Origin of the sequence: Bradyrhizobium jicamae, assembly GCF_018130695.1 — a bacterium.
GTDB classification, from domain to species: Bacteria; Pseudomonadota; Alphaproteobacteria; order Rhizobiales; family Xanthobacteraceae; genus Bradyrhizobium; species Bradyrhizobium jicamae_B.
Map to the genome: position 1 here is coordinate 49940 of NZ_JAFCJX010000002.1, position 12181 is coordinate 62120.

At 59.6% G+C, this 12181-nt stretch carries 10 protein-coding genes; 5 read left to right on the forward strand and 5 right to left on the reverse strand.

Annotation, left to right across the window (positions count from 1 at the left end):
* Nucleotides 1-270: 270 nt before the first annotated feature.
* The gene (locus JQ604_RS03015) at nucleotides 271-1446 is read left to right on the forward strand and encodes a vWA domain-containing protein (protein WP_212352857.1); all 1176 of its coding nucleotides are present in this window, start codon (nucleotides 271-273) and stop codon (nucleotides 1444-1446) included.
* Between the two features lie 53 nt (nucleotides 1447-1499).
* Here the strand turns inward: JQ604_RS03015 and fabF are convergent, their stop codons facing one another.
* The 4 genes from fabF to JQ604_RS03035 all read right to left on the reverse strand — a co-directional run bounded on the left by fabF (nucleotide 1500) and on the right by JQ604_RS03035 (nucleotide 7028).
* Nucleotides 1500-2759, reverse strand: coding sequence for a beta-ketoacyl-ACP synthase II (gene fabF, locus JQ604_RS03020; RefSeq protein ID WP_212352859.1), 1260 nt, complete (start codon nucleotides 2757-2759; stop codon nucleotides 1500-1502).
* A gap of 408 nt (nucleotides 2760-3167) precedes the next feature.
* Nucleotides 3168-5237, reverse strand: coding sequence for a 3-hydroxyacyl-CoA dehydrogenase NAD-binding domain-containing protein (locus tag JQ604_RS03025; RefSeq protein ID WP_212352861.1), 2070 nt, complete (start codon nucleotides 5235-5237; stop codon nucleotides 3168-3170).
* Between the two features lie 106 nt (nucleotides 5238-5343).
* The gene (locus JQ604_RS03030; protein ID WP_212352863.1) at nucleotides 5344-6279 is read right to left on the reverse strand and encodes an electron transfer flavoprotein subunit alpha/FixB family protein; all 936 of its coding nucleotides are present in this window, start codon (nucleotides 6277-6279) and stop codon (nucleotides 5344-5346) included.
* Nucleotides 6279-7028, reverse strand: coding sequence for an electron transfer flavoprotein subunit beta/FixA family protein (locus JQ604_RS03035; protein ID WP_212352865.1), 750 nt, complete (start codon nucleotides 7026-7028; stop codon nucleotides 6279-6281). The genes JQ604_RS03030 and JQ604_RS03035 overlap by 1 nt, the downstream gene beginning before the upstream one ends.
* A gap of 378 nt (nucleotides 7029-7406) precedes the next feature.
* Here JQ604_RS03035 and JQ604_RS03040 point away from each other — a divergent pair, with 378 nt between their 5' ends.
* On the forward strand, nucleotides 7407-8555 hold the full coding sequence (locus JQ604_RS03040) for a hypothetical protein (RefSeq protein ID WP_212352867.1): 1149 nt from the start codon (nucleotides 7407-7409) through the stop codon (nucleotides 8553-8555).
* Between the two features lie 207 nt (nucleotides 8556-8762).
* On the opposite strand, the gene JQ604_RS03045 is transcribed toward JQ604_RS03040, so the two are convergent.
* Nucleotides 8763-10091, reverse strand: coding sequence for an SCP2 sterol-binding domain-containing protein (locus tag JQ604_RS03045; RefSeq protein WP_212352868.1), 1329 nt, complete (start codon nucleotides 10089-10091; stop codon nucleotides 8763-8765).
* A 176-nt stretch (nucleotides 10092-10267) separates the two neighbouring features.
* On the opposite strand from JQ604_RS03045, the gene JQ604_RS03050 reads away from it, so the two are divergent.
* The 3 genes from JQ604_RS03050 to JQ604_RS03060 all read left to right on the forward strand — a co-directional run bounded on the left by JQ604_RS03050 (nucleotide 10268) and on the right by JQ604_RS03060 (nucleotide 12180).
* Nucleotides 10268-10780, forward strand: coding sequence for a MarR family winged helix-turn-helix transcriptional regulator (locus JQ604_RS03050; RefSeq protein ID WP_212352869.1), 513 nt, complete (start codon nucleotides 10268-10270; stop codon nucleotides 10778-10780).
* 477 nt (nucleotides 10781-11257) lie between these two features.
* Nucleotides 11258-11491 (forward strand): hypothetical protein, encoded by a 234-nt coding sequence (locus JQ604_RS03055; RefSeq protein ID WP_212352870.1) that lies wholly within the window; start codon nucleotides 11258-11260, stop codon nucleotides 11489-11491.
* A 230-nt stretch (nucleotides 11492-11721) separates the two neighbouring features.
* Nucleotides 11722-12180, forward strand: coding sequence for a (2Fe-2S)-binding protein (locus tag JQ604_RS03060; RefSeq protein WP_212352871.1), 459 nt, complete (start codon nucleotides 11722-11724; stop codon nucleotides 12178-12180).
* The last annotated feature ends 1 nt before the right edge of the window (nucleotide 12181 follow it).

Below are 12181 nucleotides of genomic sequence, written 5' to 3' on the forward strand. Positions count from 1 at the left end.
TTCTCGGCCCTCGGTCACGTCCAACAGCCGCGCATGTTCCTGGAGTGACCCGCATGTAAAATTCGGTTACCGGCCAGAGCGGCAGCCACGTGATGAAAGTCGCATGCTTCAAGCGCTTTGTGCCTTATTCAAAGAAATTGATCGATCATCGGCAGAGCAAGATCAATGCGATTGGCTATTCACCGATGAGGCGTGCTTATTCTCGTTTGTCGATGGGTCGCGCCAAAATCCGGGATAATTTTGCCCGGATACTCGGATGGGCCATATATCATGTTCCTGCAATTCTTCACCTCTCTGCGCGACGCGCAGGTCCCCGTGACGCTGCGCGAATACCTCACGTTGATGGAGGCCCTCGACGCCGACCTCGCCGATCAGACGGTCGAGAATTTCTATTACCTCTCCCGCGCTTCCCTGGTGAAGGACGAGCGCAATCTCGACAAGTTCGACCGCGTCTTCGGCACGGTGTTCAAGGGGCTGGAAAGCCTGCTCGACGCCATGGAGAAGGCGGAGATCCCCGAGGAGTGGCTGAAGAAGCTCGCCGAGAAATATCTCAGCGAGGAAGAGAAGAAGCAGATCGAGGCCATGGGCTGGGACAAGCTCATGGAGACCCTGAAGAAGCGGCTTGAGGAGCAGAAGGGCCGGCACCAGGGCGGCTCGAAATGGATCGGCACCGCAGGCACCTCGCCGTTCGGCGCGCATGGCTACAATCCCGAAAGTGTCCGCATCGGCCAGGAGAAGAACCGCAACAACCGCGCCGTGAAGGTGTGGGACAAGCGCGAGTTCAAGGATCTCGACGGCAATGTCGAGCTCGGCATCCGCAACATCAAGGTGGCGCTTCGGCGCCTGCGCAAATTCGCGCGTACCGGCGCGCCGGACGAGCTCGATCTCGACACCACCATTCGCGAGACCGCCAATCACGGCTATCTCGACGTCCACATGCGCCCCGAGCGGCGCAATGCGGTGAAGCTGCTGGTGTTCTTCGACATCGGCGGCTCCATGGATTCGCATATCGAGCAGGTCGAGGAGCTGTTCTCGGCGGCGAAATGCGAGTTCAAGCACATGGAGTATTTCTACTTCCACAACTGCCTCTATGAGGGCGTGTGGAAGCAGAACAAGCGGCGCTTCACCGACCGCACGCCGACTTGGGACGTGCTGCACAAATACCCGCACGACTACAAGGTCGTGTTCGTCGGCGATGCGTCGATGAGCCCTTACGAGATCATGGTGCCCGGCGGCTCGGTCGAGCATGTCAACGAGGAGCCCGGCTCGGTTTGGCTCGACCGCATCATCCGCACCTATCCGGATACGGTGTGGCTGAATCCGGTCGCGCAGAAGCACTGGGACTATTCGGAATCCACCACCATCATCAAACGCATCTTCGCGGGCCGCATGTACCCGATCACGATCGAAGGTCTGGAGAATGCGATGAAGGAATTGACGCATTAGCGCGGTGGCTGGATCGGCTAGAGCCGAGCGGAGAGAGGTGCGCAGACGTTACCCTACCAGCGCCCGAAGATGACGCTGGCGTTCACGCCGCCAAATCCAAAACCATTCGAGATCACGTGATCCATCGCCATATTTCGGGCCTTTGGTCCGACGAGATCGACGCCTTCCGCTGCTTCGTCAGGATTTTCCAGATTGAGAGTGGGAGGGGCTATCTGGTCTCGGACGGCGAGGATCGCAAAGATGGCCTCGACGCCCCCTGCAGCGCCCAGCAAATGACCGGTCGCCGACTTTGTCGCGCTCACGGCGATGCCGCCGTGGGCTCCGAAAACGGATTTGATGGCGGCCAGCTCGGAGTTGTCGCCGACGGGAGTCGAGGTCGAGTGAGCATTGAGATGCTGCACGTTGCGCGGATGAAGTTCTGCCTGCCGCAGGGCCGCTTCCATTGCTCGCCGGGCGCCTGATCCGTCCTCGGGACCTGACGTGATATGATGCGCGTCAGCGGAAGTTCCATAGCCGACGAGTTCGGCGATTGGCCGGGCTCCGCGTGCTCGAGCGTGCTCGAGTTCTTCGATCACCAAAACTCCAGCTCCTTCGCCCATGACGAAGCCGTCGCGGTCCCGATCGAAGGGGCGAGACGCCTGCGTGGGCCTGTCGTTGAAGTGGGTGGAGATTGCACGGGCCGCCGCGAACCCTCCAAGGCTGACGAGATCGATGCAAGCTTCGGCACCCCCGCAGACCGCCACGTCGGCCTCACCTGAGCGGATTAATCGAGCGGCGTCGCCGATGGCCTGTACGCTGGCGGCGCACGCCGTTACGGGAGCGCCGATTGGTCCTTTAAAGCCGTACTGTATCGAAACGTGTCCGGCGGCGAGATTTGCCAGAAAAGATGGCACAGTGAACGGCGATAGGCGGCGGATGCCACGTTGATCGGTAGTCCGTACCGCTTCGACGATTGCCGGAAATCCGCCAATTCCAGAAGCTATGAGCGTCGCTGTTCGCTCCTGAGAGCGCTCGTCCGCAGGGGACCAACCAGCTTGCTTGACTGCCTCCGCAGCCGCGACCAACGCGAACTGAATGAACCGATCCATTTTCCGCTGTTCCTTGGGCGGGATGATCAGATCGGGATCGAACCCGCCATCGACGTCATTGTCCTTGGTCGGCACGAGTCCGGCAACTCTCCCCGGCAGCGAGGAAGCCCACTCGGGCAGGATAGTCAGCCCGGACCTGCCAGCAAGCAGTCGGGACCACGCCACTTCCGTACCGCAGCCGAGCGGAGACACCAGCCCCATTCCTGTGACCACTATTCGGCGCATGTAAGGACCCGATTCTTGGAGATACGATGGTCTATTGCCAGAGTTAGAGATCCCGATCATTCGTCAACAGTATCGGTTTCTCCTGAACTTCTTCTCCAGCGATGAGGGGGACGTCTTCACCCGTATAGGGAGTCGTGCTCTGCCCTGCAAATAGCTACGCTGAGCCACAATGCCAGAGCATCCACTAAATATACAGTAACTATTAAAGAACAATGGTCGGTCACGGTTCGTTTCAGCGCGGGGGACGGAAGCTCTCGCGGGAAGCTTTCGCCAATGTCGTTCGGGCTTCTCCAAAGCGAGATGCGGTCCGCGCCTCTCCTAGCCAAAGTCCCTCCTAGCCGGTTCGGGACCCCACTCGCCGCCAGATAAGTCAGCCTCTCGGCGAGAAGGGTCGGTTCACGCAGACGGTCAGGTAAATTTCGCGTTGTGGTCGGCCAATTGCTTCAGCAACGGTGCAGGCTCGAGCGACGGATCGCTTGCTTCCTTCGCATAGTCTGACAGTTTGGCAGCGATTGTCTTCAGCCCGACATGGTCGGCGTAATACATGGGGCCGCCACGATAGACTGGCCATCCGTACCCATAGAGCCACACCACGTCGATGTCGCTTGCTCGCGCCGCAATGCCTTCTTCAAGGATCCGAGCCCCTTCGTTAATCATCGCATATATCGTCCGCTCCAGGATTTCCTCATCGCTGATCGTGCGCCGCTTGCGCCCGAGACGCTTCAACGTCTGATCGATCAGTTTTTCGACCTCCGGATCGGCAAGGGGAGCGCGCGAGCCGCTTTCGTAGCGGAAGAAGCCCTTTCCGGTCTTTTGTCCGAAGCGGCCCGCCTCACATAAGGCGTCTTCGATCTCCGATTTGATGCCACGATCCTGTCGCGATCGCCACCCGATATCCAATCCGGCCAAGTCGCCCATCGCGAATGGGCCCATCGGCATGCCGAATTTGGTCAGGACGGCGTCGACCTGCTGAGGAAGTGCGCCGTCGAAAAGCAGCTGACTGGCCTGACGTTGCCGGGCCATGAGCATGCGGTTGCCGACGAAGCCGTCGCAGACACCGACGATCACCGGCACTTTTCCGATCTTCCGCGCCAATGAAACTGCGGTTACCAGCGTGTCGGGCGCTGTGCTATTGGTCCGAACGATTTCGCACAACTTCATCACATTGGCCGGGCTGAAGAAGTGCATGCCGACAACGTCCTGGGGACGCTCGGTCTCTTTGGCGATCTCATTGATGTCCAGGAAGGAGGTATTGGTTGCCAGGATAGCGCCAGATTTTCCAATCTTGTCGAGCTGTCCGAAAACCTCCTTTTTGATCGCCAAGGTTTCGAATACAGCCTCTATTACGAGGTCAGCTTGCCCGACGTTTTCAAGACCGACAGCTCCCGTGATGAGCGCCATGCGCTTCGCAGGCGCATCGGCGGGAATACCGCCGCGCGCTGCGGTGGCTTCATAGTTCTTGTGGATGACGCCCAATCCGCGATCGAGCTGATCCTTGCTGGTCTCCACCAAAGTGACAGGAATGCCTGCATTCGCGAATGACATAGCGATACCGCCCCCCATGGTGCCGGCGCCGATGATCGCCACCCCCTCGACCGAACGCGGCTTGGTGCCACTCTCAACACCGGCGATCTTCGCTGCCTCTCGCTCGGCGAAGAAAGCGTATCGCAGAGCCTTCGATTGATCGCTACTCATCAGCCGGAGGAACAACTCTCGTTCTTTCTTCAGTCCCTGCTCAAAGGGTAGATCTAGCGCATGGCCGATTGCATCGGCGGCAACGAACGGCGCCTCCAATCCTCGGACCTTTTTTGTAATCGCAGCTACCGCGCCGGTGAAGATCGAGCGGTCCGATCGAGCCGCAGCGAGCTTGGTGTCATCGTCGCGCAAGCTGCGAAGGGGGCGCTTGTCGGCAAGGATTTTTCGAGCGAAGGCTTCTCCGCCCGATGATGCCTCCTCGACCATCTCCTCGATTAATCCGTTCTGAAGCGCTTCGCTGGCGCCGATGGGATCGCCGCCGATGATCATTTTAACGGCAAGTTCTGGACCTACTGCGCGCGGGAGGCGCTGCGTGCCGCCGGCGCCTGGTAGTAGACCGAGTTTGACCTCGGGCAGGCCGAGCTTCGAACTCTTTTCCGCCACCCGGAAATGACACGCCAGGGCGACCTCAAGCCCCCCACCGAGAGCGGTCCCATGAATTGCCGCGACGACGGGCTTCGGGCTGCTCTCAATCGCGGTCAGGACCTCATCGAGGGTCGGCTTCTTCGGAGGCTTACCGAATTCCGTGATGTCGGCTCCGGCAATGAAGGTCCGTCCTGCGCAGGTCAACACGATCGCCTGAATGGAGGGGTCGGCGATGGCCTGTCGGACGCACTCCAGAATGCCGCCGCGTACAGCTGCACTGAGCGCATTGACGGGAGGGCTGTCGATGGTGACGATGCCTACGGCGTCGTGGGACTTCAGGCTTACGACGGTGCTCATCGATCTCCTCCATATCGCCGTCCTGGACGGCGCTTGCCGTTGGAATTGCCGGGTACGTTGGGTGGCTTTCGCGCCTTGAATGGCGGCTGGGCCGCCGCCGCGTGCACTACTTGCCGAGTTCGGCCGTGAGCTCAGGAACCGCCTGGTAGAGGTCGGCGACCAGGCCGTAGTCGGCGACCTGGAAGATCGGCGCGTCCTCGTCCTTGTTGATCGCGACGATCACCTTGGAGTCCTTCATGCCGGCCAGATGCTGGATCGCGCCGGAAATGCCCACCGCGACATAGAGCTCGGGGGCCACGACCTTGCCGGTCTGGCCGACCTGCCAGTCGTTCGGCGCATAGCCGGCATCCACTGCCGCGCGCGAGGCGCCGACACCGGCGCCTAGCTTGTCCGCGAGCGGCTCGATGTACTTGGCGAAGTTCTCGCGGCTCTGCATGGCGCGGCCACCGGAGACGATGATCTTCGCCGAGGTCAGCTCGGGACGATCACTCTTGGCGACTTCCTCACCGACGAAAGTCGACAGACCCGGATCGGCCGCCGCCGCGACGTTCTCCACCGCGGCACTGCCGCCTTCGCCCGCAGCAGTGAAGGTGGAGGTCCGCACCGTGATGACTTTCTTGGCATCCTTCGACTTCACCGTCTGGATGGCGTTGCCGGCATAGATCGGACGCTCGAAAGTATCGGGGGCGACCACCTTGATGATCTCCGAGACCTGCATGACGTCGAGCAGGGCGGCGACACGCGGCATCACGTTCTTGAAGCGCGAGGTCGCCGGCGCGACGATCGCGTCATAGCCGGAAGCCAGCGACACGACCAGCGCGGCCAGCGGCTCGGCGAGATCGTGCGCGTAGAGGTCGCCATCGGCGAGCAGCACCTTCTTGACGCCGGCAAGCTTGGCGGCGGCATCCGCCGCGGTCTTGGCGTTCTGGCCGGCCACCAGCACCTCGACGTCCGCGCCGAGCGCGGCAGCCGCGGTGAGGGCCTTGTTGGTCGCATCCTTCAACGACGCATTGTCGTGTTCGGCAATCAGAAGCGTCGTCATCAGAGCACCCCGGCTTCGTTCTTGAGTTTCGACACCAGCTCGGCGACGTCCTTGACCTTGACGCCCGCCTTGCGGCCTGCCGGTTCAGTCGTCTTGAGAACCTCGAGACGCGCTGCGACATCGACGCCGTAATCGGCGACGGTCTTCTCCGCGATCGGCTTCTTCTTGGCCTTCATGATGTTCGGCAGCGAGGCATAGCGCGGCTCGTTGAGGCGGAGATCGGTGGTGACGATCGCCGGTCCCTTCAGCTTCACCGTCTGCAGGCCGCCGTCGACCTCGCGGGTGACCTTGAAGTCGCTTCCTTCGACCTCGAGCTTGGAGGCGAAGGTCGCCTGCGACCAGCCGAGCAGCGCAGCCAGCATCTGGCCGGTCTGGTTCGAATCGTCGTCGATCGCCTGCTTGCCGAGGATGATAAGGCCCGGCTGCTCTTCTTCGGCGACCTTCTTCAGGATCTTGGCGACCGCGAGCGGCTCGAGCGTGCCTTCGGCCTTCACCAGGAAGCCGCGATCGGCGCCCATGGCAAGACCGGTGCGGATCGTCTCCGACGCCTGCGCCGGTCCAATGGAGACCACCACGACTTCGGTCGCCTTGCCGGCTTCCTTGAGGCGCAACGCTTCCTCGACCGCGATTTCGTCGAACGGATTCATCGACATCTTGACGTTGGCGAGTTCAACGCCCGATCCATCGCCCTTGACGCGGACCTTGACGTTGTAATCGACCACCCGCTTTACCGGCACCAAGACCTTCATCGAGTAGCCTCCATTTGGAAAGCTTCGATAAGTTCCATAAAAGAACTTGTCAAGGGGACACTCGCTCCGCGAGCAGGGCGGTTCGGCGCCGGATCGCATGCACATCGTGCAGCTTATTCATTTCTGACTAGGCGCTGCTCGCAATACGCGGCTCGACCAGGTGGCAGGAAACCCAACTACTTCTCACCCTAAGTTCATCTTCGGAAGATAGATCCCTTCGTCATGCGCGATGAGTGGATTCAAGCTTCCGAGGAACCCACGAGGTGGACGTTGGAGCAGCGAACTTTGTATCCGGATCGGTCTAACCAGGAGACCAGAGAGAGATCTCAAAACTTCGGCTCGGTCATCGCCGCATTTGGATCTGACGACCTCGGGAGAATGGCCGACACATTGGCGATCGGCATCGCCATCGAGATGGAGCCGGCAACATGGGAACGCATCCGGACACCCGCCGAGTCTGCGCGATCAGCGGTCCTGAACATTCCGGGCGTCCCGGCCTCCATTGAGATCGAGCCGTCAGGGAGGCTGCGTCCGCTTCGCCAGCACGGCGTCCCGGTAGGTGAAGATATCGACAAGCTCATGATTTCTGAAGGCTTGCGGAGCCGGCTACATGGTCTCAGAGCGAAAAGCGGAGATATCGCTTTAGATCTGCTCGCGCCATTCATTCTTCCGGGGCGCTTTCCGTCTAGGGCAGAGTTCCAGTCCGTATTCAGATGGGCGCCTCTCATCGAATTGTTGGCATATGCGTTGGCAACGCGTTATCTGACGGCTCTGGAAGACCTACGTGAGCGCGCGAGGGCTGACGCCAATTCCGGGTTCGGTGCCGGTAAATGCTACTGCGCAATAGCTCATGTTATTGCTCATTTCGTTCTGATGAGCAGCGACGCTCCTGAATACCGGTTGGCTGAAGCGGCCAGATCATCGACGTTGAACGGATGGTCTCCTAGCTTGGGATTAACGCGAGCGCGCACGGTATGGTCGGCGGCGGCCGGAGCGAAGTTGGCGGTCGCGTTCGGACCGACTGCCTTGGAATGTTATCTCAGGACGTTGGCCACCGCGCATCACGCCTTTCGGATCTTTGACGCTCTCTTTGGCTTGACTGCTATCGCGCTCGGCCATGATCACGCGCGTGAAGAGGTACTGCAGGCTATTACACGTCACGCGCAGATGGTCGGCGACCGCTCTGTCGACGACATCGATTGCGTGACGCTTGCTTTTCGATCCGCGATCGAAGTGTTGAAATGGCGCACCGGCGAACACTCGCCTGTAGCCGCGCTCGATCGCCTTGGCTGGAGCCGTGATCACGAGGGAGATGGCCTTGCTTCGCCGCCGGCCTTCCGTCTCGATCCAACCGAGACCGCGCCGAATGGCATGATGCTCGGCTTCAGCGCGCTTCCAGCGATCTTAAGGGCCTCCCCGGCTCAGCATTATCCAAGATCGAAAGCGAGAGTTTACCGGCTCAAGCTCCGTGAAACGGAGATGCTGCAGATTGCGAGACGAGGCTGGCTTCTGCAACCCACCGAATAACCGATAAAAAAGCCGGCTGCTTTCGCAGCCGGCTTAAGTAGTCCGAGCCAGATCTCGCCGTCTCCTGGACCGGACCGGGAGATGCGGCAATAAGACATCGAGATGACGGCTAAGTCAATTCTAAAAAAGAACTATTGAGCTCGAACCTCCGGCGAGTAGGCCGACCCCCGCGAGGGCATTATGGCTCCGGCTTGCGACCATGTTTTGTCATTTCGGGAAGCAGGCGCCGAAGGCCTTCAGGAGTTTGAGAGGACCCTTCAATCGAATCTTTCTCTGTGCGAGCGCCAGCACCACCGAGAGCTGACCATTCAACGTCTTCAGCCAAGCCGCTGAGTCCGCCTGAATGCGCAAGTCCGGGCTCCCAATGAGGCCGTCGGTAACGGTCAGCTTCTGATTTTTGATAACCACCGTGGCCTCCTTGGGCTCTTGGCCTGTGAAGACGAAGTGGTAGGTGGCATTCAAGCCCTTAGCCCTGTTACGCTGGAAGGTAAGCCCCATTCCGAAGAGAAATGCGCCGATACTCGAGGCCCGGGCACTAGAGCGTACGAACCGAAGCGTCTTGTGCGGGAACATCTTCGCGGCGTGACTTGCAGCATCGGAATCCCGGACGACATAGAGCGGCTCGACTTTGTCCTGTAACGGTTTGACGATCGTTTCCACGTGGGCTTTGCGGTCTGACAAGTAGCCGGCCATGATGTCTTCACCGGCAGGACAAACCGCAACGCAATAGGCAGCATTGTAGTTGGGGCCGTACGACAGGCTCTGCCAGCGCTTTACTGTTTCTGCCAGCGGTTGGCGTTCACGGTAGTCCTTGGCGGACTTCGCGTCCGCGATGTCCTCGATCCATTGCGCGAATCCCCCCATGAACTGCTGGTAGTTGTGGTTGAGACAGGAAGAAAAATCGAAATATCCATCTGGCTTGATCGCGCCGACCGGACAAGCGACGACGCAGAGCCTGCACTCGAAGCAGGGATTGTAGTCGAGTGGTTTCGACGGCGCTTCTATGTCGAGATCGACCAGCACGGTGCCCAGAAGGATGAAGCTGCCGAATTTTGGATGGATGACGCTGCGATGGATGCCGCGCTTTCCAACGCCGGCAGCTTCGGCAATCAGCTTGTGCGAGACGACCCATCCCCGTTCCGGGTATTTATCGAACTCCATGGGGAATGCCATCGGAGGATTCATCGCCGAGATGCCCATGTCTTCCAGCCGTCGAACCAGCTCGCGCGCGATATCATCGACCTCGTGAGAAATCTTGTGGAACTCGTTGTTGGACGCCGAACGCGCGGGCGAACGGATGGGAGAACGATTCATCCTGCTCACGATACTCACCGCCAATCGCGCCCCCGCGAATGCCCGTCGCGCGTGAACCGCTTCGTCCTTTACGAGGGGGTCATCGAGGCTGACGATGCCGCAATCATCTGCACCACATTCCATGACCAATGCCTTCAAAGCTTCTAGGCTAAGGGATGTGGGCGGTGCCGGAGGGTTGAGGCGGATGCGTTCGGCGATCGGGTGATCTTTAAGGCCCGCCATGCTGGTCTCCTTGATTTGAAGGATGCGTCTGCCCGCGCGGTGAAGGAAAACTATTAAGGGCATATGAGACTATCATTGGTGATGCAGGCACGTAAACTGCCATTTCAACGAGGTTTGCTTGGCGATTTGATGCTAATGGTCTGGAGCACCGACCCTGCCACCAAGGAAACCTGAACTTGGCACGACGTTCGATTCCGATAAGCGATTTTCCTCAGAACTGCACTTGCAGCCAGCTCAGGCGGGCGGCGCGACGTGTATCTCGCTATTACGATCTCTGGCTTGCCGGTACCGGGCTCAAGTCAACCCAGTATAGCCTGCTGGGCTTCCTCGCTTCGGAAGGTCCGATGACGATGGCCAACCTTGCTGACATCATGACCATGGATCGAGCGACTGTTGGCCACAATCTCCGGCCCCTGGAGCGCGATGGGTTTCTCAAGATAAGGGTGAGCGATCAGGATCGGCGGGTGCGGGAAGTTGCAATCACGGCTCGCGGACAGGAGACGTTGTTCGCGGCGCATCCGGCCTGGCAAAAGGCGAGAGCGGGATTCGAAGCGGCGTTTGGGGTGCGCGAGGCCGGACACCTCCGTGAACTCATGGCGCGAGTGATCGATGCTCCGCTGCCGGAAGTTGGTTCGAAACAAACAATGTCCGGTTCTTCTGGACGACGGAGACATCGGAAGGTTAGCTGATGGGTATTCCGTGGAACGGCTCTGCCGACGCGCCGGCCGGTGCATCCGACTAGATAGGATTGCCCGGTTCACGATCGGTTTCCGCGCACTCTAGAGGAGCGCGTTGTGGGCATATGCGAGGCTGAGGGCGATCCAGCCTTCGGCATTGGCCCTTGGTACGCGACCCCCGGATATCCTCGACGATTGGCGATGTCCCGAATGCGGAGCACTGAGGGTCGCTTTCACTTCGAAGTTGAGTCTGCGGGGACGAATGGCGCTAAGGTCACCTCGGTTCACGCTGCCCATGTGCGTCGGACTATTCACCTGTGACGAAATGCAATTCGAATTTGAATTGGCGGAAGGACCCGTAAAGCACTAGTCATTATCAGTAAAATCAATAGCGAAGGCGAAACACGGATTCTCGCCTGGTCCATGGTTCGCCGAACTCGTGGGTGGACTGCCAGTTGTCAATTTGCCAGCAATGGCTCGGACGCTCACATGAATACCGATCGCCGAAACGAAATGCCGCCTGGCTTCATTAGACGAAGTTGGACCGCCGTTGCCGTCTTCCTGCGGGGTTTCGAGTCAGACTACACGGAGACCGACTACATTCTTGAGCGTATCTCCCGGCTTGAGCGCGATCTTGCCGAGTTCAAGCGAAGTCTTTCCGAGAAGGACGCCGCCACATTGCAGGGCGGCCTCTCGTTGAAAAAATTGCAAGGCGAGTCCTGAAAAGTTTCACGTCCCATCGACGGCAATGCGAGCAATGCAAAGACGAACGTCGAGTGGAACACGCAGCTAAAATGGGCAGCGTCATTAGATCGAAGACGGTTTCGTTTCCATCAGGAAGCGCGAGCGCGCGATGCCTGTCGAGTTAAGGCATCAGAGTCTGCCAGCCGAAGCGCCGCGAGAGACAAGTAGATCACTCTCCGCGTCTTTCGAAACTACAGGAGCCATTCGAAATGCAGTTGATCGTCAACAGTATGCGCTACGATCTGGATGTCGAACCGGAAATGCCGCTCCTTTGGGTACTCCGAGACGAGCTCGGCATCACAGGGCCGAAGTACGGGTGCGGGGCGGGGCTTTGCGGTGCATGCACCGTTCATATCGAGGGCGAGGCGGTTCGCTCCTGCTCGATCAACGCTGGTGAAGTACGCGGTAGCATCACGACAATCGAGGGCCTGGGCACTCCCGCAAACCCGCACATTGTTCAGCAGGCTTGGATCGAGCACCAGGTTGCACAGTGCGGCTATTGTCAGTCCGGCCAAATGATGACTGCAGCCGCTTTTCTGTCGAAAACTCCTGATCCGTCAGACTCCCAAATCGCTGACGCCATGGACGGAAATCTCTGCCGATGCGGAACCTACACACGCATCCACAGCGCCGTCAGAACGGCAGCCCAGATGGTGAGGGGGAAATAGC

Coding starts and splice junctions, on each gene's coding strand:
- JQ604_RS03015 (WP_212352857.1), top strand. CDS start 271: ATGTTCCTGCAATTCTTCACCTCTCTGCGCGACGCGCAGGTCCCCGTG.
- JQ604_RS03040 (WP_212352867.1), top strand. CDS start 7,407: ATGGCCGACACATTGGCGATCGGCATCGCCATCGAGATGGAGCCGGCA.
- JQ604_RS03060 (WP_212352871.1), top strand. CDS start 11,722: ATGCAGTTGATCGTCAACAGTATGCGCTACGATCTGGATGTCGAACCG.
- fabF (WP_212352859.1), bottom strand. CDS start 2,759: ATGCGCCGAATAGTGGTCACAGGAATGGGGCTGGTGTCTCCGCTCGGC.
- JQ604_RS03035 (WP_212352865.1), bottom strand. CDS start 7,028: ATGAAGGTCTTGGTGCCGGTAAAGCGGGTGGTCGATTACAACGTCAAG.
- JQ604_RS03045 (WP_212352868.1), bottom strand. CDS start 10,091: ATGGCGGGCCTTAAAGATCACCCGATCGCCGAACGCATCCGCCTCAAC.
- JQ604_RS03025 (WP_212352861.1), bottom strand. CDS start 5,237: ATGAGCACCGTCGTAAGCCTGAAGTCCCACGACGCCGTAGGCATCGTC.
- JQ604_RS03030 (WP_212352863.1), bottom strand. CDS start 6,279: ATGACGACGCTTCTGATTGCCGAACACGACAATGCGTCGTTGAAGGAT.
- JQ604_RS03055 (WP_212352870.1), top strand. CDS start 11,258: ATGAATACCGATCGCCGAAACGAAATGCCGCCTGGCTTCATTAGACGA.